At 62.1% G+C, this 25,702-nt stretch carries 24 protein-coding genes and 6 pseudogenes; 18 read left to right on the top strand and 12 right to left on the bottom strand.

Annotated elements, in window-relative coordinates; genetic code table 11:
- Nucleotides 1–102: 102 nt before the first annotated feature.
- From NKI97_RS17355 to panB, 6 genes are all read right to left on the bottom strand, one after another.
- On the bottom strand, nucleotides 103–414 hold the full coding sequence (locus NKI97_RS17355) for a DUF2285 domain-containing protein (RefSeq protein WP_352835571.1): 312 nt from the start codon (nucleotides 412–414) through the stop codon (nucleotides 103–105).
- A gap of 157 nt (nucleotides 415–571) precedes the next feature.
- On the bottom strand, nucleotides 572–946 hold the full coding sequence (locus NKI97_RS17350) for a transcriptional regulator domain-containing protein (protein ID WP_352835495.1): 375 nt from the start codon (nucleotides 944–946) through the stop codon (nucleotides 572–574).
- Nucleotides 943–1,593 carry an acyl-homoserine-lactone synthase gene (locus NKI97_RS17345; RefSeq protein WP_352835492.1) on the bottom strand — a complete coding sequence of 217 codons (651 nt, stop codon included), beginning with the start codon at nucleotides 1,591–1,593 and terminating at the stop codon, nucleotides 943–945. The genes NKI97_RS17350 and NKI97_RS17345 overlap by 4 nt, the downstream gene beginning before the upstream one ends.
- 93 nt (nucleotides 1,594–1,686) lie before the next feature.
- Complete coding sequence (locus NKI97_RS17340; RefSeq protein WP_352496586.1) at nucleotides 1,687–2,412, bottom strand: LuxR family transcriptional regulator; 726 nt, start codon at nucleotides 2,410–2,412, stop codon at nucleotides 1,687–1,689.
- A gap of 94 nt (nucleotides 2,413–2,506) precedes the next feature.
- The gene (gene panC, locus NKI97_RS17335) at nucleotides 2,507–3,367 is read right to left on the bottom strand and encodes a pantoate--beta-alanine ligase (RefSeq protein WP_352496587.1); all 861 of its coding nucleotides are present in this window, start codon (nucleotides 3,365–3,367) and stop codon (nucleotides 2,507–2,509) included.
- On the bottom strand, nucleotides 3,364–4,224 hold the full coding sequence (gene panB / locus NKI97_RS17330; RefSeq protein ID WP_352835489.1) for a 3-methyl-2-oxobutanoate hydroxymethyltransferase: 861 nt from the start codon (nucleotides 4,222–4,224) through the stop codon (nucleotides 3,364–3,366). Before panB ends, panC begins: the two co-directional genes overlap by 4 nt.
- 173 nt (nucleotides 4,225–4,397) lie before the next feature.
- Here panB and NKI97_RS17325 point away from each other — a divergent pair, with 173 nt between their 5' ends.
- From NKI97_RS17325 to NKI97_RS17275, 11 genes and pseudogenes are all read left to right on the top strand, one after another.
- Nucleotides 4,398–5,366 carry an NUDIX hydrolase gene (locus NKI97_RS17325; protein ID WP_352835568.1) on the top strand — a complete coding sequence of 323 codons (969 nt, stop codon included), beginning with the start codon at nucleotides 4,398–4,400 and terminating at the stop codon, nucleotides 5,364–5,366.
- A 66-nt stretch (nucleotides 5,367–5,432) separates the two neighbouring features.
- Nucleotides 5,433–6,407, top strand: coding sequence for a quinolinate synthase NadA (nadA, locus tag NKI97_RS17320; RefSeq protein WP_352610560.1), 975 nt, complete (start codon nucleotides 5,433–5,435; stop codon nucleotides 6,405–6,407).
- Entirely contained in the window at nucleotides 6,404–7,945 is a 1,542-nt protein-coding gene (locus NKI97_RS17315; RefSeq protein WP_352610563.1) for an L-aspartate oxidase, read from the top strand. Before nadA ends, NKI97_RS17315 begins: the two co-directional genes overlap by 4 nt.
- Nucleotides 7,945–8,799, top strand: a complete 855-nt coding sequence (nadC, locus tag NKI97_RS17310; protein WP_352503117.1) for a carboxylating nicotinate-nucleotide diphosphorylase — start codon at nucleotides 7,945–7,947, stop codon at nucleotides 8,797–8,799. Before NKI97_RS17315 ends, nadC begins: the two co-directional genes overlap by 1 nt.
- 95 nt (nucleotides 8,800–8,894) lie before the next feature.
- Entirely contained in the window at nucleotides 8,895–9,893 is a 999-nt protein-coding gene (gene bioB / locus NKI97_RS17305; RefSeq protein WP_352835565.1) for a biotin synthase BioB, read from the top strand.
- Entirely contained in the window at nucleotides 9,890–11,029 is a 1,140-nt protein-coding gene (locus tag NKI97_RS17300) for an 8-amino-7-oxononanoate synthase (protein ID WP_352503071.1), read from the top strand. The genes bioB and NKI97_RS17300 overlap by 4 nt, the downstream gene beginning before the upstream one ends.
- A gap of 11 nt (nucleotides 11,030–11,040) precedes the next feature.
- Complete coding sequence (bioD, locus tag NKI97_RS17295; RefSeq protein WP_352740758.1) at nucleotides 11,041–11,676, top strand: dethiobiotin synthase; 636 nt, start codon at nucleotides 11,041–11,043, stop codon at nucleotides 11,674–11,676.
- Nucleotides 11,676–12,941 (top strand): adenosylmethionine--8-amino-7-oxononanoate transaminase, encoded by a 1,266-nt coding sequence (locus tag NKI97_RS17290; protein ID WP_352503072.1) that lies wholly within the window; start codon nucleotides 11,676–11,678, stop codon nucleotides 12,939–12,941. Before bioD ends, NKI97_RS17290 begins: the two co-directional genes overlap by 1 nt.
- Nucleotides 12,938–13,921 carry a 3-oxopimeloyl-[acyl-carrier-protein] synthase BioZ gene (gene bioZ, locus NKI97_RS17285; RefSeq protein ID WP_352835486.1) on the top strand — a complete coding sequence of 328 codons (984 nt, stop codon included), beginning with the start codon at nucleotides 12,938–12,940 and terminating at the stop codon, nucleotides 13,919–13,921. Before NKI97_RS17290 ends, bioZ begins: the two co-directional genes overlap by 4 nt.
- A gap of 60 nt (nucleotides 13,922–13,981) precedes the next feature.
- Nucleotides 13,982–14,277: pseudogene (locus NKI97_RS17280) on the top strand (aspartate 1-decarboxylase); the annotation flags it as partial.
- Between the two features lie 105 nt (nucleotides 14,278–14,382).
- On the top strand, nucleotides 14,383–14,526 hold the full coding sequence (locus NKI97_RS17275; protein ID WP_352823275.1) for a hypothetical protein: 144 nt from the start codon (nucleotides 14,383–14,385) through the stop codon (nucleotides 14,524–14,526).
- A 566-nt stretch (nucleotides 14,527–15,092) separates the two neighbouring features.
- On the opposite strand, the pseudogene NKI97_RS17270 reads toward NKI97_RS17275, so the two are convergent.
- A pseudogene (locus tag NKI97_RS17270) lies at nucleotides 15,093–15,799 on the bottom strand (S46 family peptidase).
- 4 nt (nucleotides 15,800–15,803) lie between these two features.
- Nucleotides 15,804–16,148 (bottom strand): S46 family peptidase, encoded by a 345-nt coding sequence (locus NKI97_RS17265; protein ID WP_352708404.1) that lies wholly within the window; start codon nucleotides 16,146–16,148, stop codon nucleotides 15,804–15,806.
- Nucleotides 16,149–16,591: 443 nt separating this feature from the next.
- Here NKI97_RS17265 and groES point away from each other — a divergent pair, with 443 nt between their 5' ends.
- The 5 genes and pseudogenes from groES (at nucleotide 16,592) to NKI97_RS17240 (ending at nucleotide 21,110) form a co-directional block, all read left to right on the top strand.
- Complete coding sequence (gene groES, locus NKI97_RS17260; RefSeq protein WP_352453535.1) at nucleotides 16,592–16,888, top strand: co-chaperone GroES; 297 nt, start codon at nucleotides 16,592–16,594, stop codon at nucleotides 16,886–16,888.
- Between the two features lie 65 nt (nucleotides 16,889–16,953).
- The gene (groL, locus tag NKI97_RS17255; RefSeq protein ID WP_352835483.1) at nucleotides 16,954–18,609 is read left to right on the top strand and encodes a chaperonin GroEL; all 1,656 of its coding nucleotides are present in this window, start codon (nucleotides 16,954–16,956) and stop codon (nucleotides 18,607–18,609) included.
- 167 nt (nucleotides 18,610–18,776) lie between these two features.
- Nucleotides 18,777–19,052: pseudogene (locus NKI97_RS17250) on the top strand (ABC transporter permease); the annotation flags it as partial.
- Nucleotides 19,049–19,207 (top strand): hypothetical protein, encoded by a 159-nt coding sequence (locus tag NKI97_RS17245; RefSeq protein WP_352492851.1) that lies wholly within the window; start codon nucleotides 19,049–19,051, stop codon nucleotides 19,205–19,207. The pseudogene NKI97_RS17250 and the gene NKI97_RS17245, both read left to right, overlap by 4 nt.
- 820 nt (nucleotides 19,208–20,027) lie before the next feature.
- A complete protein-coding gene (locus NKI97_RS17240) occupies nucleotides 20,028–21,110 on the top strand; it encodes an HPP family protein (RefSeq protein ID WP_352469026.1) in 1,083 nt (360 codons plus the stop codon).
- A 116-nt stretch (nucleotides 21,111–21,226) separates the two neighbouring features.
- Here NKI97_RS17240 and NKI97_RS17235 read toward each other — a convergent pair whose 3' ends face one another.
- Nucleotides 21,227–21,844: a cold-shock protein gene (locus NKI97_RS17235; protein ID WP_352835480.1), complete on the bottom strand. Its 618-nt coding sequence runs from the start codon at nucleotides 21,842–21,844 to the stop codon at nucleotides 21,227–21,229.
- 261 nt (nucleotides 21,845–22,105) lie between these two features.
- A pseudogene (locus tag NKI97_RS17230) lies at nucleotides 22,106–22,318 on the bottom strand (3-methyl-2-oxobutanoate hydroxymethyltransferase); the annotation flags it as partial.
- Between the two features lie 147 nt (nucleotides 22,319–22,465).
- Here NKI97_RS17230 and NKI97_RS17225 point away from each other — a divergent pair.
- Nucleotides 22,466–23,428 (top strand): NUDIX hydrolase, encoded by a 963-nt coding sequence (locus NKI97_RS17225; RefSeq protein WP_352835477.1) that lies wholly within the window; start codon nucleotides 22,466–22,468, stop codon nucleotides 23,426–23,428.
- Between the two features lie 4 nt (nucleotides 23,429–23,432).
- Here NKI97_RS17225 and NKI97_RS17220 read toward each other — a convergent pair.
- Nucleotides 23,433–23,774, bottom strand: a pseudogene (locus NKI97_RS17220) (transposase); the annotation flags it as partial.
- Between NKI97_RS17220 and NKI97_RS17215 the strand changes: the two are divergent.
- A pseudogene (locus NKI97_RS17215) lies at nucleotides 23,771–23,998 on the top strand (PIN domain-containing protein); the annotation flags it as partial. The pseudogenes NKI97_RS17220 and NKI97_RS17215 overlap by 4 nt on opposite strands.
- A 227-nt stretch (nucleotides 23,999–24,225) precedes the next feature.
- Here NKI97_RS17215 and hemN read toward each other — a convergent pair.
- Nucleotides 24,226–25,566: an oxygen-independent coproporphyrinogen III oxidase gene (gene hemN, locus NKI97_RS17210; RefSeq protein ID WP_352835474.1), complete on the bottom strand. Its 1,341-nt coding sequence runs from the start codon at nucleotides 25,564–25,566 to the stop codon at nucleotides 24,226–24,228.
- Nucleotides 25,567–25,702: the final 136 nt, after the last annotated feature.

Below are 25,702 nucleotides of genomic sequence, written 5' to 3'. Positions count from 1 at the left end.
CTAGGCGCGTGTCACGTTTTGTACAAGGCACAATAGCAGTGAGAAATGGAGATTGATGCCTGCCCGTTTTCGGATAAGACAATCACCGAGCTGTCACCCGAATTACATCAGGAACTGTCTATAGCCACCGCCCATCAGGTAGCGGCCACGTTGGATGGCGCGACGCACCTGATCGCGAAGATGGCTACCTGGATGAGACCAATCTTCTTCGACACGGCGTCTCCCGAACAGGGCAATGGCGATCTCCTGATGAGATGCTCCCGCAAGCGAGCCATCCAAAGCCTGGAGCACGATACGCAGACGCGCTCCGCGGGGTTCCGGCGGAAAGCAAGCAGCTGCCAGGCGGCCGCAACCACTGATGTGGTTCAGGAACTGAAGGGCAGCGACATGGAACTTCAGGTGCTGCGGCTGCACGATCGCGTCGACATATAGCCGCAACGGGCGGAGAACGGATGCACCGGAAAGGGCGATCTGCAGACTCCGGCAGTCCTCCCTCAGCAGCACGTGCTGCACGCCGGCAGGTGTCAGCAGGATGTCCTTGCAGCATGAGAGCGACGAAAGATCAAGCGGTTCAAAATCGTGGTCGAGCCCAACCAGCTCCGCGGCCGCTCGTAGAATACGGTCGCAGTCGCGCGGATCCCAAAAGACCCTTGCCGACGTAGCGTCCGACTGTGGCGCGTCCGCGAAAAAGGAGGCTCCATTGTCTTAGGAAAGATGATCCTGTCGTCAACTCGATTATGTTCATGTCGGCCTGGGCTCCGACAATGCAGGCGGACGGTGCCATTTTGGCGTGGTCGCGCTGGAATTGTGGATTGCGCCGAAGAAACTCCCAGGCCCAGGCAGTGCGTGGCAATCGTCTGCTATAGTGGTAAGCTTCGTGACGACGCCAGTCCGGCCAGCATACAAGACCGACCGTCGCTTCCTTGGGCAGACCAGCATCCTTCACGGCTCAGGTGTCCACAATGCCGACGGGCCTAGAACCGGTTGCCACAGTACCGGTCCGCTCAGACGTCCCCTGCTGCGGATGCGCAAAAGGCTCGCGCGGGAAATCTCGAGAAACCCGGCCACCGCCTCCGTTTTGCCGACGGACTTGGGTTGTCCGATGCGCGACAATGGCCACGTCGCGAGGCGAAGGATCCGTTCCATGCGCGTGTCCGTCACCGTTACTATCCGGGTCAGATCCTCGGCCAAGCCGAACTCGATCATGCCCGCGAAGAGCTCGTAGGTTGCCTGGGCCAGTCCGCCCGCTGCCTTGGGCGCCGACGGAGGAAGATCGAGCGCGAAACGACTGCTCTCCCATATGTCGGAGGTCGAGGGCACGACGTCAGCACCCAGCAGCACCGGGAACGTGTCGCGCAACATTGTGGGTCCGGTGCTGGGCAAAAGACGCACGCAACCGCGAATTCGCCAGTCGGATCCCTTGAGGAGCAGATAGACAGGCTTCAGACCATCAAACGGGTCTGTTTCCATCTGGTCTTCGGTATCAACTTCCCAATCGAGCCTTTCCTTGAACACCCGAAACCTGAGCCCGTGCATCTCTTTGAGCTCGCTTGCGAACTCGTCGTAAAGGTCTGGTGTTATCAGCTGCATCATGGTCGCCTCCGTGCGGGATGTGTTCCCGCCATCGAAGGGCAAAGCCGGCAGCGATGCAGCCTGTAGAGGTTTACAGCTATCGTGGCCGACGAATCAGGATCTCGCCTGGCCGGAGGCAGCCAGTCGTGCAACGGCCTGGTTGATCGTTCGAACGCCAAGCTTTGCCTTGGCGTTTTCCAGATGAAAGGTCACGGTGCGCTTTGAGACGCCGAGAAGCTGGCTGATAACCCAAGCCGACTTGCCGCGCGCCGCCCATTTCAGGCACTCGAACTCCCGCGGGGTGAGCGTTACACCATCCACCACGCGATCGTCGGCGAGCCTGCGCCGGACATGGATATGAAAGTTGATGGCCACCAGCTGCAATGCTTTTTCGTAACGTGTCAGTGACCGCAACAGAGGCGGACGGGACTCGTCGGAAGCAAAGGTCAGGGCAGCAAACCGGCCGCGATGATCATGCATGGACATCGTCAGGCCGCCGCGGATGCCAAACTCAGCCGCACTCTCCAGAATTTGTTGCTGCGAATTCGGCAGACAGTGCCGCGCGCGATCCACCCCCCAATCGAAGGTATCCCAGCCTTGCAGCCCGCGCAGGATGACCGGATCAAGACTGTGGTATCGCTGTTGCAGATAACGTGATGTCCAGGATGAAGGATAGTTTGAGATCAATTGCGGGGCGTCGCCGGAGGCCGACGGGTAAGTGAAATAGGCGAATAGCGGAAAATCGAAGCCGGCTGCAGCGGATGCCATTGCCTCACGGAGATCGGCAGCATCAACACTTGCAGACAGTTGCTCGACGAAGTTCTCAAACACGCGATGCATTTGCGCTTTGCGTAACCTCCGTGATCGCTCGATGCCAGGCAGAGACCTTGTTTTAAACGATCCCGGACGGATACAGCGCGTGCCGAGAACCCCGTTAACCTGTTGAAACCCGTGATATTCTGACGTTGTCTATGAGCCGTGTACCGCCGAGCCAGGCCGCGACAAGCAAGCGTGCAGGTCGGTCAAGGCTTGTCATCGGTCGCAGATCTGCCTCGTCGCGAAGTTCCAGGTATTCGACCTCGCGATAGCCCGCAGCCAGAATTGCTGCGCGCGCTTCGGCAAGCGTTGGCAGGACGGGCGAGTCGCGGGCAAGCCGCTCAGCCGTCTCGAGCAAGACCGATGATAGCTCGGGGGCAACAGCACGCTCTGCTGGCGAGAGCCGGACATTGCGCGATGATAGTGCAAGACCGTCGGCTTCGCGGACTGTCGGACAAGGAACAATGGTGATTGGAATATCCAGGTCCCGGGCCATACGCCTGACTAGCTGAAGCTGCTGAAAGTCCTTTTCGCCAAAGAAGCCGAAGTCAGCGCTGGTCTGCAGGAAGAGCTTGGCGACGACGGTCGCCACGCCATCAAAATGTCCCGGCCGGAAGGCACCGCACAGGCCCTCGCTGACACCGGACACCGAAACGGTCGTGGCGAAGGCCGCCGGATACATTTCTTCTGCATCCGGCGCATAAAGCAGGTGCGCGCCAAGCGGTGCCAGCTTGGCGGCATCCTCGTCCTCGGTGCTCGGATACGCGGCGAGATCGGCCTGGCTGTTGAATTGCTTCGGGTTGACGAAGAGCGTCACGATCACCCGGTCGGCCTTCTCGAGTGCCGCGCGCACCAGGCTGAGATGGCCCTCATGCAGGACGCCCATCGTTGGCACCACGGCAATCCTCACGCTCTCGCGGCGCCATGCGGCGACAATTTCGCGAAGCTGGGCAACGCTCCTGACAATCGGCACGCTCACGCTGCTTCTCCGTTCTTGGTGGCGTCCGCGTCGGCGGGCTTGCGCGCATCGGCAAACACGTGCTCGGCGGCCGGAAACTGGCGCTCCTTCACTTCCCGCGCATAGGCCGCGATCGCAGCCGCAGCGGCCTCCCCCATTTCAGCATAGCGCTTGACGAATTTGGGCCGGAAGTCGCCGAAGAGGCCCAGCATGTCGTCGACGACGAGAATCTGGCCGTCACAGGCTGCCGAGGCACCGATGCCAATGGTCGGGGTCGCCACCTCCCCGGTGATCCGGCGGGCGAGCGCCTCGGGAACCTTCTCCAGCACGACCGCAAAGGCGCCCGCTTCGCTCACCGCAAGCGCGTCGCGCCTGATGCGCTCGGCATCCCCGCCTCTGCCCTGCACGCGGTAGCCACCGATGGTGTTGATCGCCTGCGGCGTCAAGCCGACATGGGCCATGACCGGCACGCCGCGCGCGGCGAGGAAGCCGATCGTCTCTGCCATCGTTTCGCCGCCTTCGAGCTTGACGGCCGCGCAGCCGGTCTCGGCCATGACGCGCGCGGCATTGCGGAAAGCCTGCTCGGGGCTTTCCTCGAAGGAACCGAACGGCAGGTCGACGACCATCAGCGCCTGCTCGAGGCCACGGCGCACGGCCTGGCCGTGCGTGATCATCATCTCCAGCGTCACACCGAGCGTCGAGGGCAGGCCGTGGAGAACCATGCCGACGCTGTCGCCGACCAGCACCACATCGCAATGGGGATCGACAAGCCGGGCGACTGGCGTCGTGTAGGCGGTAAGGCAGACGAGCGGCGTCCCACCTTTGCGCGAACGAATATCCGGCGGTGTGATCGCCTTGGTGTCACCAAACGCACTCAATGGACCCTCCTTCCCCAACGTTACCAACCGCGGGTGTCGCGTTTGCCACATTTTTGTGCAAGTGCGAAGAGCTAAAAATGGCCGTGCAGCTGTGCGGTGTTGACGTGCGGACAGGCGCGCTTACACTTAAATCGATTCAGGCGCCCCCGAGCTGGCCAACCACTTTCGCGAACATGGACGATCAGGCAAAAGGACCCAGGAAAGACAGAGCCGCCGTCAAGGCCGACGAAGTCAAAGTGGACCTGATCGCCTTTGTCGTCGCCGTAAACGACAGTGAACCCTGTGTCCTCACCATCGGCCAGGCGGACACCCTTCCCTCCGGACCATTTGCGCTTGAGCACCGATCGCTGCAATCCGGTTTGAGGGGGTGGGTCGAGCAGCAGACCGGCCATCCGCTGGGGTATATTGAGCAACTCTACACCTTCGCGGATCGGGATCGCATCGGCGCCGAGCGCCAGCAGCGCGTCATCTCCATCAGCTATCTCGCATTGACCCGCAAGGAACAGGCAGCTGGCTCGCCCAAGTGCGGCTGGCAGAGCTGGTATGAATATTTTCCATGGGAGGACCACCGCTCCGGCACGCCTCCGGTCGTGCTGGACGTTCTGCGACCGCGCCTGATTGAATGGGCAGACGGCGTCAGCGACGCGGCCACGCGACATGAACGCTGGCAGCGGGCGACGATAGCCTTCGGCTTCGACGACCGCCTTTGGAACGAGGAACTCACGCTTCAACGCTATGAGTTAGTCTACGAAGCAGGCCTGGTCCAAGAGGCCGGAAGCGGACGGGACGCGACGCTGCCTCCGCTGGTGCCCAGCAAGTCTATGGTCGCCGATCATCGCCGCATCGTGGCGACCGGCATTGCGCGGCTGCGCTCCAAGATCAAATACCGGCCGGTCGTCTTTGAGCTGATGCCGCCGGTCTTCACGCTTTTACAGCTGCAGCGAACCGTGGAGGCGCTTGCCGGCAGGCTCGTGCGTAAGCCGAACTTTCGCCGGCTGATCGAGCAGCAGGAGCTGGTCGAAGAGACCGGAGAGGCAACCGCGGAGACCGGCGGCCGGCCAGCGAAGCTTTACCGGTTCCGCCACGCCGTTCTCGACGAGAGGGTCATCGCCGGGACAAAATTGCCGCTGGCGCGGGGTTGACATCGCTTATACTCACAGCAAGTATATGCTGGTTATTTTCAACTAGAGTATAAGCTGGAGGGGTCGATGAGCGCCGTGCTGCCTGCGACCGCGTTTCTCTACGAGCGCGTCCGACGAGTGATCCCGCCGATCGAATGGCCGGCTTTCGTCGAGGATATCGAGGCGATCCTTGCACTGAAGCGCGAGCGCAACGCCATCATCCTGGCGCACAACTATCAGACCCCCGAGATCTTCCATTGCGTGGCCGACATCGTCGGCGACAGCTTGGCACTGGCCCGCACGGCTGCGACGATCGAGGCGCAAGTCATCGTGCTGGCCGGCGTACATTTCATGGCCGAAACGGCCAAGCTGCTCAATCCGCAAAAGACGGTGCTCATTCCCGACCTGCGGGCAGGCTGTTCGTTGGCGGAATCGATCACGGCAGAAGACGTGCGCTTGATGCGCCAGCGTTATCCCGGCGTGCCGATCATCACTTATGTCAACACGTCGGCCGAAGTGAAAGCCGAGTCGGATATCTGCTGTACGTCCGGCAACGCCAAGGCGGTCGTCCAATCCCTTGGCGTTCCCCAGGTGATCATGTTGCCGGACGAATATCTGGCCCAGAATATCGCCGCCCAGACCGATGTGCAGATCATCGCCTGGAAAGGGCATTGCGAGGTGCATGAGCGCTTTACACCGGCCGACATCCGCGAGTTGCGCGAAAGCCATCCCGGCGTGATCGTGCTCGCGCATCCCGAATGCCCGCCCGACGTCGTGGCTGAAGCAGATTTTTCCGGCTCGACCGCTGCCATGTCCGACTATGTCGAAAGGCAAAGGCCGGCACGTGTCGTGCTGATGACGGAATGTTCGATGAGCGACAACGTCGCGTTAGCGCACCCAGAGGTCGAGTTCATCCGGCCCTGCAATTTGTGCCCGCACATGAAGCGGATCACGCTTGCCAACATCCGCATGGCGCTCGAGCAGAACCACCATATCGTAACCATCGAACCCGGGATCGCCGGGCGCGCGCGGCTTGCGGTCGAACGGATGCTGGCAATTTGAGCGCCGATGTCCGCAGCATCTTCGGGCGGCCGATCATCATCGGCGGCGGCATCGCCGGACTGATGACCGCGCTTCAACTGGCGCCGGAGCCGGTGCTGCTTCTGTCCAGGACGCTGCTGGGAGCTGACAATTCGAGCACGTGGGCACAGGGTGGTCTGGCTGCAAGTTTCGGCGAAGACGACGATCCGGAACTGCACCTGGCCGATACGCTTGCCGCCGGGGATGGTCTCTGCGACACAGACGTGGCGAGCCGCATCCTCCAAGCCGCGCCCAAGGCGATAGAGGGGCTTGCGGGCTTTGGGGTTCCCTTCGACCGTACGTCGAAAGGATCACTGTGCCTCGGATTGGAGGCCGCACACAGCCGACGTCGCATCGTTCATGCGCATGGTGACGGCACCGGGCGTGAGATCATGCGTGCCCTGATCGCGGCTGTGCGTTCCACTCCGTCGATTGTTGTCGTGGAGGGCGTGGAAGCGCGCCGACTGGCGGTGCGAGAGAATGCGATCCGAGGCGTCTGGGCGAGCGGTTCGATAGGACCTGTCTTCTTCGGCTCACGGCGGGTCGTCCTCGCCACCGGTGGGATCGGGGGACTGTTTCTCGACACCACCAATCCTTCGGGCAGTTGCGGACAGGGCCTGGCGCTTGCGGCCCGCGCTGGAGCTGTCCTTGCCGACCTCGAGTTCATCCAGTTCCACCCGACCGCGCTTGACGGCCCGGAACGCCCTATGGCGCTGGTCAGCGAGGCCGTCCGCGGCGAAGGTGCTGCCCTGATCGACGAAACCGGCCAGGCTTTTCTCCAGAGCGTGTCAGGGGCGGAACTTGCGCCTCGTGATGTCTTGGCGCGCGCCGTCTGGAACCATCTTGCCAACGGCCACCGTGTTTTTCTCGACGCGCGGCAACGGCCTGGCCCGGAATTTGCTCGACACTTCCCGACAATTGCATCAGCCTGTCGTGGAGCCGGCATCAATCCCGCGCGCGATCTCATCCCCATTCGTCCGGCCCAACACTACCACATGGGTGGCGTTGCCGTGGACGGCTCCGGTAGGACGTCCGTCAAGGGGCTGTGGGCCTGCGGCGAAGTCGCTTCGACAGGACTGCATGGCGCCAACAGGCTCGCCAGCAATTCCTTGACCGAGGCCGTCGTGTGCGCGCGCTGGGTCGCTGAAAGTGTCGCCGGAACGCCTGCTCGCAGAACAAGGCCTGCGGTTGCGGACGTTCACCCATCGCCCGCTCCGATACCCGTGCGTGTTTTCCTGTCGCGCGCACTCGGCATCGTCCGGGATGGTGAAGGTCTGAAAGCAGCCGCATATGCCTTGTTGCCGCTCGCCGAAAGCAAGGACGCGGCCTCGGATCCGGCGGCTGTCGGGCTAATGATCGCGGTTGCCGCCCTGTTGCGCGAAGAAAGCCGCGGCGCTCATTACCGGACAGACTTTCCTCATCATGCGACTGTCGCCCGACGGTCCGAAATCACCCTCGAAGCCGCCTTGGCCGCTGCGCGGGAACTCGGACACTCGCCAAGCCTCGAAGGGGCAAAATGATGACGCTCTCACCGCTTCCCACGGTCATGCTTGAGCCGCTTGTAAGGGCAGCTCTTCTTGAAGACCTTGGCAGAGCCGGCGACTTGACCACGGAGGCCATCATCCCGAAGGCACACCAAGCGGGAACCGTGCTGGCGGCGCGCCAGTCCGGAGTTGTCGCCGGCCTCGATCTGGCGATGCTCGCTTTCCGCTTGATTGATCCTGATGTCGAAATTTCGGTGGAGCGGGCAGACGGCTGCAATGTCATGGATGGAGAGGTCATTGCATCAGTGGTTGGCCCTGCCCGGGGCATTCTCACAGCCGAACGGACGGCACTCAATTTTTTGTGCCATCTGAGCGGCATCGCTACAGCAACGGCATCGATCGTCGCTGCGGTTCGTGGATATGGCGCGAAGATCGTCTGCACGCGCAAGACGACGCCCGGATTGAGGGCAGTCGAAAAGTATGCGGTGCGCGCGGGTGGCGGATCCAATCACCGTTTCGGCCTCGACGACGCAATTCTGATCAAGGACAACCACATCGCCATCGCAGGCGGCGTTCGCCCGGCGCTCGAGCGAGCACGAAGACGGGCCGGTCATCTCGTCAAGATCGAAGTCGAGGTCGATACGCTGGCCCAGTTGGAGGAGGTACTTGGCTTCGCTCCCGATGCGATTCTGCTCGACAACATGTCCCTCGCCGATCTTCGCCGGGCCGTCGCAATCGTTGGCGGCCGTGCTATCACCGAGGCTTCTGGCGGGATCGCATCCGATACAGCGCGAGCGATTGCCGCGACCGGCGTCGATCTGATTTCGGTCGGCCGACTGACCCACAGCGCGCCGATCCTGGATATCGGCCTCGACTATTGGGGCTCATGATTGTCTGAGGAACGAACAGGATCGAATCAACTGTCCTTTCCGATCGTCGTCAATCAGACAGCAAAGCAAGGCAGAACCGGAGGAACAGCATGGACATGCAAACAGCCAGTCCAACGCAGACATCGCCACAGGCTCCATCCCCTGACCCTGGAGCGTGGACCCTGGAGAAGGCTCAGGCACTTCACGATGCCCCCTTCAACAATCTCCTCTTCCTCGCGCAAACCGTGCACCGCCAGAATTTCGATCCCAACAAGGTCCAGCTCAGCCGGCTGCTCAGCATCAAGACGGGCGGATGCCCGGAGGATTGCGGCTATTGCAGCCAGTCGGCGCATCACGAGACCGGCCTGAAGGCGTCGAAGCTGATGGAGGTCCGGCGCGTCGTCGCCGAGGCGAAGAAAGCGCGTGACGCCGGCGCAACCCGCTATTGCATTGGCGCGGCCTGGCGAAACCCCAAGGCGCGCGACATGGATGCGGTGGTGGCGATGGTCGAAGGCGTCAAGGCGCTGGGCATGGAGACCTGCATGACGCTCGGCATGCTCGATCGTGAGCAAGCCGCTCGACTGAAGCAGGCTGGTCTCGACTTTTACAACCACAACATCGATACGTCGGAACGCTACTACAGCGAGATCATCAGCACGCGCAGCTTTGCCGACCGGCTCGAGACGCTCGAGCACGTTCGCCAATCCGGCATCAACGTCTGCTGCGGCGGCATTGTCGGCATGGGCGAGGAGCCGGTGCACCGGATCGGCATGCTGGTGACGCTGGCCAACCTGCCGGAACATCCGCAAAGCGTTCCGATCAACATGCTGATCCCGATCCCCGGCACCCCGCTTGCCGACGCCAAGCCGATCGAGCCGATCGAATTCGTGCGCGTGATCGCGCTGGCACGCATCATGATGCCGAAATCGCATATCCGTCTTTCCGCCGGCCGTACGGCCATGACCGACGAGATGCAGGCGCTGTGCTTTTTTGCCGGCGCCAACTCGATCTTCGTCGGCGACACGCTGCTGACGGCGGACAATCCCGGTGAGGACAAGGATACCCTGCTGTTCCGGCGCCTTGGCATCGAGCCGATGGAACTCGAGGCGCAATGAACGGGGCACCGCTTGCCCGCTATGAGGCGACCTTGCAGGGACTGGCGCGCAAGGACCGGCTGCGGACGCTGAAGCCGCGCGCCGGGCGCGACTTCTCGTCGAACGACTATCTCGGGCTTGCCGCCTCCAAAAGACTTGGCGAAGCGGTTGCGGCGGCGATTGCGCGTGGCACGCCGGTTGGCGCCACCGGGTCGCGGCTGTTGCGCGGCAATGCGCCGGAACACGAGCAGCTCGAGGCAGACGCGGCGGCATTCTTTGGAGCCGACCGCGCGCTGTTCTTCGGCAGCGGCTACATCGCCAACTTCGCTCTGCTGACGGCGCTGCCGCAGAAGGGCGACCTTTTGATCCTCGATGAGCTCGCCCATGCCAGCATGCATGAGGGTGCGCAGGCCGGGCGCGCACAGTTGGTGCTGGCCGCGCACCACGACGTCGATGCTGTCGAGGATGCGATCACACGTTGGCGCGCCGAAGGCGGCATGGGATGCGTCTGGATCGCGGTGGAAAGCCTTTACAGCATGGATGGCGATTGCGCGCCTTTGGAGAGCCTGGTCGCGCTTGCCGATCGGCACGACGCATTCATCGTCATTGACGAGGCGCATGCCACCGGCGTCTGGGGACCGGACGGCCGGGGGCTGGCCGCCGCTTTCGAGGGCCGCGACAACATCGTCGCGCTCCACACCTGCGGCAAGGCGCTCGGCGCATCTGGTGGGCTCGTGACCGGGCCGAGGACACTGTGCCAGTATCTGATCAACCGTTGCCGGCCATTCATCTACGCCACAGCGCCATCGCCGCTGATGGCGGTCGCGGCGCGCGAAGCGCTCGCAATGCTCGCCGACGAGCCTATGCGGCGTGTTCAGCTACATGAACGCGTTGCCCTCGCAGGCCGCCAATTGGTCGATCGCTGCGGCGTCACGCCCAGCGGCTCGCAAATCCAGCCATTTGTCATCGGCGATGTCAGGCGCACCATGGCAGTGTCGGCGCGCCTGCAGGCCCGCGGCTTCGACATACGCGGCATTCGTCCGCCGACCGTGCCCGAGGGCACGTCACGGCTGCGCATCTCACTGACGCTCAATATCGGCGAAGCCGACATTTCCGCCATGGTCGAGGCGCTCGTCGAGGTGTTGGCCCAGACATGACCGGAGGCGACATGACCAAGCGCATCGTCATCACCGGAACAGACACCGGAATTGGCAAGACGGTGTTTTCGGCCGGGCTTGCCGGCCTGCTTGACGGTTTCTACTGGAAGCCGGTGCAATCGGGCCTCGACGGCGAGACCGACAGCGAGGCGGTTGCGCGACTTGCCGGGCTGCCGTCGGGGCGCGTGCTGCCGGAAGCCTACCGCTTGAAGAGCCCGCTTTCGCCGCATCGTTCGGCCGAAATCGACGACGTTTCGATCGAGGCTGCCGATCTTTCGTTTCCGGTCCTGCCGACACCGCTCGTCATCGAAGGCGCCGGCGGGCTGATGGTGCCGCTGAACCGCCGGACAAGGTTCATCGACATATTCGAGCAATGGCAGTTGCCGGTCATTCTGTGCGCCCGCACCGCGCTCGGAACAATCAATCACACCCTGCTGTCGATCGAGGCCCTGCGGGCGCGCGCTATCCCGCTGGCTGGCATCGCCTTCATCGGCCATGAGATGACCGATACGCAACGGACGATCGTGGAATTCGGCGACGTGCCGCAACTCGGCAGGCTGCCGCACCTCGATCCGCTGACGGACAAAACGCTGAGACAAGCGATGATTGCCGGCTTCGACCTCGCTTTGATTGCCGGAGGCGAGTGATGTCGCATTCCCGTGTGTGGCATCCCTTCACCCAGCACGCGCTCGAGCCTTCGACCCCTAAAATCCTGCTGACTGAAGGGGCCTATCTCCACAAGGCCGACGGAGCGCGCATTCTGGACGCCATTTCCTCCTGGTGGGTCGTCACCCATGGCCACCGCCATCCCCGCATCATGAAGGCCATCGAGACGACCGCGTCGAGCCTCGATCAGATCATCTTTGCGGGCTTCACCCACGAGCCGGCCGAACGGCTGGCCAGGGCGCTTGTCGACCTCGCACCCGCCGGCCTCGACCGGGTGTTCTATTCCGACAGCGGCTCGACCGCCGTCGAAGTCGCGCTGAAGATGGCGCTCGGCTATTTCCGCAACATCGGCGCGCCGCGCTCGCGCATCGTCGTCATGGAGCACAGCTATCATGGCGACACGATCGGCACGATGAGCGTCGGTGCCCGCGGTGTGTTCAACGCCGCCTACGAACCCTTGCTGTTCGAGGTCGACACCATTCCCTTCCCTGCCGCCGGGCGCGAACAGGAAACGCTAGATCGTTTCGAGGCCCTCAGCCGCGACCAGCGCGCCGCTGCGCTGATCGTCGAGCCGCTGGTGCTTGGCGCCGGCGGCATGCTGATGTATCCGGCATCGGTTCTGTCCGAATTGAAGAGGATCACTGAGGCCTCGGGCACGCTGCTGATCGCCGACGAGGTGATGACCGGGTGGGGGCGTACCGGAACCATGTTCGCCTGCGAGCAGGCGAACATCTCTCCGGACATGCTGTGCACCTCGAAGGGCCTGACCGGTGGCGCAATCCCGCTGGCCGCCACACTCGCCACCGATGCCATCTTCCAGGCTCACTATTCCGAGGACCGGAAGAAGACGTTTTTCCACTCGAGTTCCTACACGGCCAATCCGATTGCCTGCGCGGCAGCACTCGCCAATGTCGAGATCTGGCGTGACGAGCCGGTGGCCGAGCGGATCGCCACCCTGAGCGCGAGGCAGGCCGCCGGGTTTCGACGCTTTCGCGACAATGCCAACTTCACCGACAGCCGCGCGATCGGCACGATCCTGGCTCTCGACCTGCGCGCCGGCTCTGCCGGCTATCTGGCCGAGATCGGACCTAAGCTGCGGGCCTTTTTCCTCGAGCTCGGCCTGCTTGTGCGCCCGCTCGGCAATGTCCTTTATCTCATGCCTCCCTATTGCGTCACCGGCGACGAGCTCGATCGGCTCCATGACGCGATCGAGGAGGCCGGCGAACGCTTCGGTTCGAGCCCATGAGCAGGTTGTCGCGCCTTCTCGGGTTTGGCCATCATGCGCCTGGCCGAAAGGTGACGAATGCCGAAATCGAGAACAATCTCGGCCTCGAACCGGGCTGGATCGAGCGGCGTACTGGAATCCGGTCGCGCTTCTGGGCAACGGACGAAGACACGCTGTCTGGTCTTGCTGCCCAGGCCGGCGCCATGGCGCTGGCCAGCGCCGGCATTGCGCGCCACGACATCGGTCTGCTGCTGCTTGCCACCTCGACGCCCGATCACCTCCTGCCGCCCAGCGCGCCGCTGGTCGCACATCGGCTGGGGCTCGGCCGCGCCGGCGCTGTCGATCTGACCGGCGCCTGCGCCGGCTTCATCTATGCGCTGATGTTTGCGGACGGATTTACCCGCCTGCACGGCAAAGCGAGCCTTGTTATCGCCGCCAATATCCTCAGCCGCCGCATCAATCCCTCTGAGCGCGCCAGCGCCGTGCTGTTTGCCGATGCCGCGGGCGCCGTCGTGATCGGTCCGTGCGAGGATACTGATCGGGGGATTCTCGGTGCCTCCGTGGATTCGGACGGCTCGCGATACGGCCTGATCCAGATTCCCGCAGGAGGAAGCAACATCCCGTTCCACGGTGACCTCGACCTCGCGCAAACCCGAATGACGATGACCGACGGCCGCGAAGTGTTCGCAAAGGCCGTCGAGATGATGACCGATTGCTCGATAAGCGCGCTAGCCGCTGCCGGAGTGCGACCACAGGATGTCGACCGGTTCGTGCCGCATCAGGCCAATGCTCGCATTTTCGATGCTGTCGGGAGTAACCTCGGCATAGCGGATCAAGCAATTGTCAAGACGATTGCCGAATACGGCAACGCTTCGGCCGCGACGATCCCGCTCTCACTGTCGCTCGCCAATCAAGCGGAGCCGTTTCGGCCGGGCAAGAAAATACTCCTGGCGGCGGCAGGTGCGGGACTCAGCGGCGGGGCGCTCGTCGTCGGGATTTAGCCCAGCGAAGCTGCTCAACATCAGGACTGACTTTGTGAGATGAATAGGACAACGGGACCAATGCGAAAAATAGTCGCCGGCAAGCTGCACGGCATCCACGTCACCGAAGCAAACCTCAACTACCACGGTTCGATAACGCTCGACCCTGACCACTGCGAAGAAGCCGGGATCCTGCCAATGGATTCATGGGAGACATGGAGCAAGACTTCCGGCGCGAATCTCGACCTATGTCATCCTCGGCGAGCGCGGCTCTCGATGCTGCATCCTCAACGGCGCGGCCGCCCGGACCTGCCAGCCCACTCCATCCATCTGGACGAAGCGCGCATTCCTCTCTGAAGCCGCGGATCGTTACATTCGTCATCAACTATGTCGTCGGCTTTCTGACCGATGGCAATGCGCTGACGCGGACGGCGTTGACGATTAGATCGGCAGGGGCGCTTCAGCAGAACTTTCGCCGGTTGATGGAGCAGCAGGAACTGGTGGCGGAGACCGGCGAAAGTGCATTTGATACCGGCGGTCGGCCGGCGAAGCTTTATCGCTTCCGCCACCATGTCCTCGACGAAACGGAGGTCGCCCGGACAAAATTGCCGCTGGCGCGGGCTTGACATCCTTTATACTCAACGTAGAAATATCCCTTATAATCAATTCGATTATAACGAGAAATTCATTCGCACCGTCCGAACCCACGGTCTCGCTCGGGAAGCCCGTATGAGTGGATCGAAGTGATCTTGGAAATGAAACGCCCGAGGACGGGCTTTCAACCTTTGTCGTGAAGGAGGTGCCGCGCGAGTGGGCCAATGCCTTGCGGCAACGGTGAAGGATGTATACCGACAAAAACGCATGCGTCAAAGTCGGTATCGAATGTACAGTTCGTCTAAATGTGCGATACGTTTCGATTTGTGCGAGTAACACTTGGAGAGTGTCGCAACGCATCGTCCTGCTGGCAGCTGTTTTGGCGTCTGCCTTTGGCTTTTTTTTGCTGATCCTGATCCTGCAGATGGTCAGTTTTTTGGTTGACTAGGCACGCGCAAGCGGGATGGATCGCGCAGAGACACGCGCAAGTTTTTTTCGCCAGCGAAACCCCGACGACCTGATGGGGAGTCGCGCCAGCAGGGTGGGAGCCACGTCCAGTGCCACCGACCATGCGAGATGCCGATTGTTGGCGCGTCTGTCAGTTCGCGCGGCCATATTCATTCTGGTGCCGATCTGTTGCCTTTCTGCTTTTCCCATGCGTTTTAGGCCGAGCCAATTTGTGAAGCGGGCGGGCAATGGATCTGCGCCTCGCGATTGCCTGCCGTTGCCTTTTGATCTGGGCGGCATAATCCGAGAGCGAACGCTGCAACCGCGGTTCGAATTGCGCGAAGTTGAACCGGACTTCATCCGCCGTCAGGAACTGGTGGGTTGCGCCGGGAAAGCCGGCGACCATCACAAGGTCGCCTTCCTTGACGCCTGCACAGGCTATGGGTAGCCAACTCTTCGGCCGGTAAGGCACATTGTCGCGCGCATATGGCCGGGAGGAACCATCAGGAGCGACATAGGCGCGATAAAAGCCGAAGTCGCCTGTGTGGCGCGGCCACATCCAATTGTCCGTTTCGCCGCCGAAGTTACCGATGCCGAGCGCGGGCGCATAGACAAGGCGCACGTCCTCGATTTCGAGCTTCTGCTGGAGATAGTAGGAGGCGCGCCATAATAGGCCCCTACGTCGCAGCGGCGATTGGGCTGTCCTTCACATGCGGCGATCAGGGCCTTGCGGTTCGTGGCGAGCCGCTCATAGCGGGCAAACCCATTCAGCTTGTCCGAGACGCCCTTGAGTATTTCGGCGGTCACATCCCGCATGTCCTCGATCACATGGATTCGGCTGCCTGGCGCCGCGGGCAATTCTTCACCCAGGGCTCTTCGCCAGAAAGCCGTCTGTGAGATAGTCCTGGCCCTCTTTGCTGTGGTATTGGATGGATTCTAACACGCAATGATGATTGGTTGCGACCAGCCCTTGTGGACTGACGAACGAGGCGGAGCATCCGCCCAGTGATACGATCGCGTTGAGCGGGTCAGCGTCTAGACGGCCTAGCTGGGCGGGATCGATCTGGAGCCCATCCGCGCGCATGGCCGCGCACACTTCCGCAGTCTGGCCCGGCATCCACATACCTTCGTCCGCCGATGTAGCCGTGACCGTCCAGAGCAAGGCGATGGCAGTTGCTTTGGCCAAACATTTCAAATTCGAGTTCATGCTGACTGTCGCTCTCGTCTTGCCTCCTGTTCTCCGCAGATTGGATTGGTGACTATCGGGATGCCGGAGTCCTGGCGCCCGCGCGGCGGCCAACACCGTAAACACCGAGTGGACCCGTTAACCGCAAGAGTCCTGATGGCGTTCACCTCTCATATTTGTCGCGCGCAACGTTTGCGGATCATCCGCTGCACCAATCGTGCCAATTGAATAAAGCCTTCAGTTACAAATGGTGAGCCGCCCCATCCATGTCCGATCTCCGACGTCTTTCACGTAAAGGGCTCGGTGCTTCCACGCTCGTTTGCTCTTCGCCCGTCCCTCTTCCGTCTTGACTAGCAGGAGCCTACGGCCTATCTCACTGCCGCGTTAGCACTCGCTTCTGGTGAGTGCTAACCACGCTCCGGCAACGGAGAACCGTTCAACATCCGCACCAGGGAAATCCAAAAATGGCAAAGTCGAATTTCCGGCCGCTGCATGACCGCGTGGTCGTTCGTCGGGTTGAGTCCGAAGCGAAGACCGCCGGCGGGATCATCATCCCCGATACGGCTAAGGAAAAGCCGCAGGAAGGCGAGATCATCGCCATCGGTTCCGGCGCCCGTGACGAGGTCGGCAAGCTCGTCCCGCTGGACGTCAAGGCCGGCGACCGCATCCTGTTCGGCAAGTGGTCGGGCACCGAAGTCAAGCTCAATGGCGAAGACCTTCTGATCATGAAGGAAGCGGACATCATGGGCGTCATCGGCTGACACGCCGCCGCCTTTCATCCGCACCATCCAATCTGAATTTCGGGCGAAATGCCCAGGAGTAAAAAATGGCTGCCAAAGACGTAAAATTCTCCCGCGACGCTCGTGAGCGCATGCTGCGCGGCGTCAACATCCTCGCCGACGCGGTGAAGGTCACGCTCGGCCCCAAGGGCCGCAACGTCGTCATCGACAAGTCGTTCGGCGCACCGCGCATTACCAAGGACGGCGTCACCGTCGCCAAGGAAATCGAGCTGGAGGACAAGTTCGAGAACATGGGCGCGCAGATGGTCCGCGAAGTTGCTTCGAAGACCAACGACATCGCCGGCGACGGCACCACGACCGCGACCGTTCTGGCGCAGTCGATCGTCCAGGAAGGCCACAAGGCGGTTGCCGCCGGCATGAACCCGATGGACCTCAAGCGCGGCATCGACCTCGCCGTCGCCGACGTCGTCGCGACGCTGATCAAGAACGCCAAGAAGATCAAGACCTCGGAAGAGGTTGCCCAGGTCGGCACCATCGCCGGCAATGGCGACGTTTCGGTCGGCTCGATGATCGCCGAAGCGATGCAGAAGGTCGGCAATGAGGGCGTCATCACCGTCGAGGAAGCCAAGACCGCCGAGACCGAGCTTGAAGTCGTTGAAGGCATGCAGTTCGACCGCGGCTATCTCTCGCCCTACTTCGTCACCAACGCCGAGAAGATGGTTGCGGATCTGGAAGACGCCTACATTCTTCTCCACGAGAAGAAGCTCTCCAACCTGCAGGCCATGCTGCCGATCCTCGAGGCCGTCGTGCAGACCTCGAAGCCGCTGGTCATCATCTCGGAAGATGTCGAAGGCGAGGCCCTGGCCACGCTGGTCGTCAACAAGCTGCGCGGTGGCCTGAAAATCGCCGCCGTCAAGGCGCCGGGCTTTGGTGATCGCCGTAAGGCCATGCTGGAAGACATCGCCATCCTCACCGGTGGCCAGGTCATTTCCGAAGACCTCGGCATCAAGCTCGAGAATGTCGGCCTCAACATGCTCGGCCGCGCCAAGAAGGTGTCGATCTCCAAGGAGAACACCACCATCGTTGACGGCGCCGGCAAGAAGGCCGAGATCCAGGGCCGCGTCGCCCAGATCAAGCAGCAGATCGAGGAGACCACCTCGGACTACGACAAGGAGAAGCTGCAGGAACGTCTCGCCAAGCTGGCGGGCGGCGTTGCCGTCATCCGCGTCGGCGGTGCGACCGAAGTGGAAGTCAAGGAAAAGAAGGACCGCGTCGATGACGCCCTCAACGCGACCCGTGCGGCCGTCGAAGAAGGCATCGTTCCCGGCGGCGGCGTCGCACTGCTGCGCGCTTCGCTGGCCATCACCGTCACTGGCGCCAACTCCGACCAGACCGCCGGCATCGCCATCGTGCGTCGCGCGCTGCAGGCTCCGGCCCGTCAGATCGCGGCCAACGCCGGTGCGGAAGCATCGATCGTTGCCGGCAAGATCCTTGAGAACAAGGGCGCGACCTTCGGCTACAACGCCCAGACCGGCGAATATGGCGACATGATCGCCATGGGTATCGTCGATCCGGTCAAGGTTGTGCGCACGGCTCTGCAGGACGCGGCCTCGGTCGCCGGCCTGCTGGTCACCACCGAAGCCATGATTGCGGAGGCTCCGAAGAAGGAGTCGGCTGGCGGCGGCATGCCGGCTGGTATGCCCGGCGGTGGCATGGGCGGCATGGGCGGTATGGATTTCTAATCCAGCCCTCTATCAACCTACAGCGGAAAGGGCGGCAGCAATGCCGCCCTTTTTTGTGTGCCGAGCATGATCGACAGCTTTAGACGTGCAAGTCCTCTACCCAGCCTGATGGCAGCGAAGCGCAACGGCGTCGTCGTGAGACGGGGTCTGGCCGTGTCCTTTCGTTCAGCCGCTGGTCGAAACTCGTGCTGCCTTCCGCCGTGCCGTCGATCTTTACAGGGCTGCGAGAAGGCCTTGCCAACGGCTGGCAGACCCTGGTTGCGGTAGAACTCATCGCATCGTTCGAAAGGCTCCGATACCTGATCGCCTATGGTCGTCAGCTCTTTCAATTGGAACTCGTTCTTTCGGCCATGATCGTGGTCGGCCTGACCGGATTGGGACCCACGGCCTGCTCACGCTTGCCTAAAACCATCTGCAACGCTGGCGTCCGGAGACCCAGATGAGCCTGATCACGATTACAGGTCTGGATAGGCTGTCGCACGGCGCTTCCATCGCACCGCCGCCCTTCCGCTTCATCGGCCGACATCTGCGGCCGCTTGCGGAGCCGATGGCGCTGCTCGCGATTTTGGGAGTTGCTCGCCCATGCCGGCGCTGCTGACCCACGTTTCTACCGCGGCTGGAAGAGGTGGCGGCCGCGGCATGGCAGAGTTCAGCCGAGGTGGCCTTGGCTCCAATCTTCTGGCGAGCCTGGAACCCTGATCGGTTTCGTGTGTGGCAGTGTGGCGGAAACGCGTTTGGTCTGGTGATCGGATTTTCCCGCCTCATCGAACGCCTGAGAGGCTCGTGGTCGCGGTTGTATTACCGCTATTACGTGACCTGATCACGTTGACGATGCCAGCACCTTCATTGGCCACTTTCTGGACCATGTACGTCACATCAGGCTCTCCCGCCCGATCGACACGAGCCGGCTCTGTAACCAAGCCGCCGTCATATGGCGGTTCCACGACGGCACTGGCGGCAGTCGTCTTCTCAGCGGCTACAGGTGGACGTTTCAGCAGCCAACGAATCCGATGGTGGCAAGGACAGGCAGACCAAGCACCGCGTAGAAGCCGTACTCCGCTGGAGTTCGCCTCGGAAGTGGAGCGACAAGGGCCTGATTTGTCTTGCCATGCCGACATTGTCAGCACGCTTTTCGAAGCCTCTGAATTCCTTAGTGTCCATCCCAGCTCGACCTCCGACCATCCCCATTCCGGCTGCCCGCGGCACGGCAGCCCTTGGCCTCTAGCTGCGCTCGAGCGGATCAGCGTGCCGTCCGCCTCCTCTGGCTGATCAAAATGTCTGCACCCATTTGGCAATGGCCGCTTCGCGCAAAAGTTTTCCCCCGTGAGCCGACTTTCCGAATTGGCTTAACTTCCAAATCTGTGGCTTTGCCTGCATTGCGGAGCGCGGAGTTCCGACCACTCGCCCAAGGGTATGCCATGGCGTTTCGTCTCTTTGTTCCGATCCTTGCCGGTGCAACGCTGCGCGAGCGGCTGCTCGCCTGCATCGGGGCCATGATCGGCATCGCATTGACTGGCGTGATCAGTGCGCTGGCGAACGGGTCTGGCCCACATGTCGCACTGCTGGTTGCTCCAATGGGAGCATCGGCCGTGCTGCTCTTTGCCGTGCCTTCAAGCCCGCTGGCGCAACCTTGGTCGATTATCGGTGGCAATACGATTTCGGCGCTGGTCGGGGTGATCGTGGCGCATTTCGTGCATGAACCCGTCCTTGCTACCGGTATTGCGGTGGCGCTGGCGATCGCCGCCATGTCGTTCACGCGCTGCCTGCATCCGCCGGGTGGCGCCGCCGCCTTAACTGCGGTGTTCGGCGGACCGGCCGTCTTCAGCTCGGGCTTGCTGTTTCCCTTCGTTCCGGTAGCGCTGAACTCGATCGTGCTCGTCGCACTCGGCTACGGCATCCATAAACTGTCGCGGCGCAACTATCCGCATGTGGCGGCTCCCGCCCTTAAAAGCGCGCATGGAACCATCGATCCGCCGGCGCGGGAGCGGGTCGGCTTCCAGCCCGAGGATATCGATGCCGCGCTCGGCGCGCTGGAGGAAACCTTCGATATCGACCGCAACGATCTTGAGCGGCTGCTACGGCAGGTCGAGTTGCAGGCGATGGTGCGCTCCCACCGGACCCTGCTGTGCGAGGACATCATGTCGCGCGATGTGATTTCGGTCGATGAACATGCGCCTGCCGACCAGGCGCGTCACTTGCTGCTCGATCACAACATCCGGACGCTGCCGGTGACCGACGCCGAGGGCGGGCTGGTCGGTGTAGTTGGCCTGCGCGAGCTGACGAAGGCGACCGACGCGGTGAGGGCTGTGATGTCGAAGGCTGGCACCGCCTCTCCCGATACGCCGGCCATGAGCCTGCTGCCGGTGCTCACCGACGGCCGCAGCCATGCCGTGGTCATCGTCGATGCCGAGCGACGCATTATTGGGCTGATCACCCAGACCGACCTGCTGGCAGCGGCAGCGCGCGTGCACATGGCGGACACAACGCTGGCAGCGGCATAAAATAGGGATCCGGACTTGCTCAATCCGGGAACCCGATGGGGCGCCAATAGGATAGCAGTATGGCGGCCGCCCGACGCTCTCCGGCATCTCCTTCGAGGCGAGCAATGCATCGCCGTCTAGGCAAGGCGAATGCTCCGGACTTCCCAGCCTTTCTTGCCTTGCCCGCCTTCGACAAACACCTTCTGTCCCGCCACCAGCACGCTGAGCCCTGAGCGCGTCAGGGCGCTGGCATGAACGAAGACGTCCTTCTCACCGTTGTCAGGAGCAATGAAGCCGAAGCCCTTTTCGGGTTTGTACCACTTGACCGTGCCCCCGCTCTCCAGCTGCGCACCGGTTTCAACGAAGGTCCCTCCAGCGACGCGCGTATGTGACGGAGTTTTCGAGCGGTGGTCGCCGATCTCCAGCACCTGCGCGACTTGATGACCTTTTGGACTTTTTTCGACCGTGATCTTGAGAGGCGTCCCCGCGGCAACATCCCGGCTTCCGGCCGCCTCTAACACTCGCACGTGCAGATAGGCCTCCGTGCCGTCCGACAGTTTGACGAAGCCAAAACCCTTGCTGACTGTGAACCACAATACCTCCGCATCGACAGGATCTGCCGTCACGGGCGGCGGGCGCTGAAAATAGCTTGGCTCGGAAGTCCGTTCCGAAAAGGAAACGGGGTCATCGTCATAGCGATGCCAGTGTGGCTCGCGATGGTCTCGATATTTGCCCATGATCATCTCGAGTGGCATGGATGGCGCACTGCGCTACCGTCAAGATAATCTCAATCGGGCGACGCGTTTATGTCAAAAAGGCCGTGAAGGCCGCAGCTGTGCCCGGCCTATCGGCCGAACCCTTTGAAACTAGATTCATTTCCCCTGAAACAATAGTGCCGGCGAGTCGATTTACTGACTCGCATAGGTTGTGTTGGAGTGCGAGTGCGATGATGCTGGCGCGGGCGCACTGGAAGGGCTTTATCAGGCATTGCGGAAAGCCTGCTCCGGGTTTCTTCAAAACGAACCGAACGGCGGGTCGACGACCATTTGCGCCGGCTCCAGGAGCGCAGGCCTGACCGTGCATGATCATCATCTCCAGCGTCACGCCCAGCGTCGACGCCAAGCCGTGGAGAACCATGCCGCGCTGTCGCCGACGAGAACAACGTCGGAATGTCGATCGACGAGCTTTGAATCGGCGCACTCAATGGGCCTCCTTCCCCAAGCACGGATGTCGCGTTGGCACTTTTTGTGCAGCTGCGAAGAGCTAAAATCGCCACGACAGGTGGTGTTGACGCGCCGACAATTATCAGACAAAAACGGAATTCAATCGGTTCAGCCGCTACGCGGCAGGGGCTCTGCTCAACAACGTCGGGGACCATGGACGATCGCGCAAAAGGGATTAGGAAAGGCGGAGCTGGAGGCAAGGCCAACGACGTCAATGCGGACTTGATCGCCGTTGTGGTCGCCATGGACAGCAGCGCCCCCTGCGTTCTGACCATCCCGCAGGCAAACGCCCTGCCCTCGGGCCCGTTCGAGCTTGCTCACCGTTCGCTGCAGTCGGGCCTCAGGGGATGGGTGGAACAACAGACCGGCCAGCCGCTCGGCTATATCGAACAGCTCTACACCTTCGCCGATCGCGACAGGGTTGGCGCTGACGACCGCGTGGTCTCTATCAGCTATCTGGCGCTCACCCACCAAGACGAAGCTGGCGACCCGGCCGGGCGACACTGGGGAAGCTGGTACGACTATTTCCCGTGGGAGGATCACCGCTCCGGCACACCGGCGGTCGTGTTGGACGAATTGCGGCCGCGCCTGATGGAATGGGCGGATGGCACTGACGACGGTACGACACGCCTCGACCGACGACGGCGGGCGGCGATCGCCTTCGGCTTTGACGACCGCCATTGGAACGAGGAACTCGCGCTTCAACGTTATGAGCTGCTCTACGAAGCCGCCCTGGTGGACGAAGCAATACGCGCCGGACATTCCGCTGCGCCCACCTCGGTCTCGGGCAGATCGATGATCGCCGATCATCGTCGCATCCTGGCGACCGGCATTGCGCGGCTGCGCTCCAAGATCAAATACCGGCCGGTCGTATTCGAACTGATGCCGCCGGTCTTCACGCTTTTGCAGCTGCAGCGCACCGTGGAGGCGCTTGCCGGCAGGCTCGTGCGTAAGCCGAACTTTCGCCGGCTAATCGAGCAGCAGGAGCTGGTCGAGGAAACCGGTGAGACAACCGCGGAAACCGGCGGCCGGCCGGCGCAACTTTATCGCTTCCGTCACGCCGTTCTCGACGAGAGGGTGATAGCCGGAACAAAATTGCCGCTCTCGCGGGCTTGACCCGCCTTGCGCCAGCAGCCCTGACGATGTCGCGGATGGCTTGGCCCTTGTGAGAACCGGGATTGTCGAGAATGACGATGTCGCCCGGCTTCAGTGTTTTGTTGAGTTCGGTTTCGACATAGACGCGAAAGGCCTGCGTATTGATGGGTCCGTCAATGACCCAAGGCGCCTCCACCCGATCCTGCCGCAGCGCGGTGATGAAGGTCATCGTCTTCCAATGGCCATATGGTGCGTGGGCCATCAGCCGCTTGCCGCGCACACCCCAGCCGCGCAACGGCGCCATGTTGGTCTTGACCCATGTTTCATCCAGGAAGACCAGCCGCGTAGGGTCAATGCGGGTCTGTGTCGATCGCCGAGATCCGGCGCGGCGCTGCCCTCATGGACAAAGGTCGGAAACGTGACGCACTGGCCGAATGGCTCGCCCGGGACCTGCCGCAGCGCTTCGAGTCGAGAGGCCTGCCGGTGGACGAACTGGTTGCCTTGGCCTGGGGCGACCTGACGGGCCTCGCGAAGCGGCGTGGCCGCGGTCTGTCATCGATGGACGGGCTGATCGCAGCCACCGCGATCTCCTGACCCATCGCTTCGCGGGGATCTTCATGCGCTGACGGCGAAACACCCAGATATCCCGCACCTACCACGATCAATATGGAAACGCCTCGGTGGCAGCCACGAGGTCGATGTCATTGAAGATGAGATGAAATAGGCGGATCAGCTCTGCTTTTCGCATCCTTGACGCGCGCTTCATGACAGGCCTCGGCCAAGGGCGTCGAGTTTAGCTTCCGGTTGGATGCTTGCCCTCACCTGTGGCTATGCTTACGGCCATCCCGATCGAGAAAAGCATCGAACGCGGCAGCGACAGCGCGAATTACAAAGCGATGCTCCCGCCGTACGCGGACAAAACCGTTTTCGAAGTCCAGTATCCCGTCCTCGGCCAGCATCGCCAAGCGTTCAGCTGAATCGAGAAGACGGATCGGATCAGATCCGTGGGCGGCACAGATTGCCTGCACATCGGCCTCGAGATCGCACATTAGTCGCTCGATAATTGCGGCTCGCACGCGGTCGTCGTCGGTGAGGCGATAGCCCTTTGACGTCGCCAGACGGCCAGCTGCGATGTGCTGGATGTAGGAATCCCGTGTAACTTCGTTTTGGACGTACCCCTCGCCGACGCGGCCGATAGCCGACGCGCCGAAACCGATCAGGGTTCTGCAGGTGGTGGCCGAGTAGCCCAGCGAGTTACGCCGCACGCGACCCGTTTTCTGTGCCAGCGCGAGCTCGTCGTCCGGCAAGGCGAAATGGTCGAGCCCGATCTCGCGGTAGCCGGCGGCAATCAGCGTCGCGGCCACGGCCGCATACTGTTCGGCGCGGGCAGCGCTGCCCGGAAGAACTGCCTCCTCGATGAGGCGCTGATTCTTTATAAGCGACGGGATGTGCGCATAGCCGAACACCGCAAGCCGGTCGGGGCGCATTGCGACCGCCGCCCTCGCGGTCTCGACGCAGGACTGCACCGTTTGATGCGGGAGACCGAAGATGAGGTCGAAGTTGATGCGGCTTACTCCATGCCGGCGCAGCATTTCCACGGCAGCCGACGTCTGCGCCTCACTCTGAACCCGGTTGATTGCTTTTTGAACAATGGGATCGAAGCTCTGCACGCCGAGACTCACACGGTTCACGCCGGCTGCTCCTAAGGCCTCGGCCATCTCGGCCGTGAACGTGCGCGGATCAATCTCGACGGCAACCGTAGCTGTTTTCGTGAGAGCGAAGCGGCGTCGCAGGAACTCCATCAGAGCCAGGAACTCGGCTGGTCCTATGAGAGACGGCGTTCCGCCGCCGAAATGCATGTCGCTCACGGGCAGCGTCTGCGGCGCTCGCTCCGAGACCAAACGGATCTCGTCACGCAGGGCCGCCAGATAGTTGAGGATCGGCGCATCATGGCGGGTGATGGTGGTGGGGAAGCCACAATACCAGCAAGCTGATCGGCAGAACGGAACGTGGAAATAGAGCGACACCGGATCGTCAGCCGGCAGGTTCCTGAGCCATTCCTCATAAGCCTCGGCGCCGACCGCCCCAGAGAACTCTGACACAGTCGGATAGATAGTGTACCAAGGCAGGCCGGCCTCGCGATATTTTGTGGTCTGCAACAGTTACCGTCCCATGCTGATAACCGCCAACCTTACCGCTGCGCTCGCCTGTGTCTTTGCGCTATGTCAGTCCGTTCCGCTTTGGGCTCGAAACTTGTATTTCTCAGCAATAGCGGCCGTTCAGTCTTGGCTGGAC

Origin of the sequence: Mesorhizobium sp. M0296, assembly GCF_040321675.1 — a bacterium.
Classification (GTDB): domain Bacteria; phylum Pseudomonadota; class Alphaproteobacteria; order Rhizobiales; family Rhizobiaceae; genus Mesorhizobium.
This window is presented reverse-complemented; position numbering and strand designations above follow the sequence as displayed.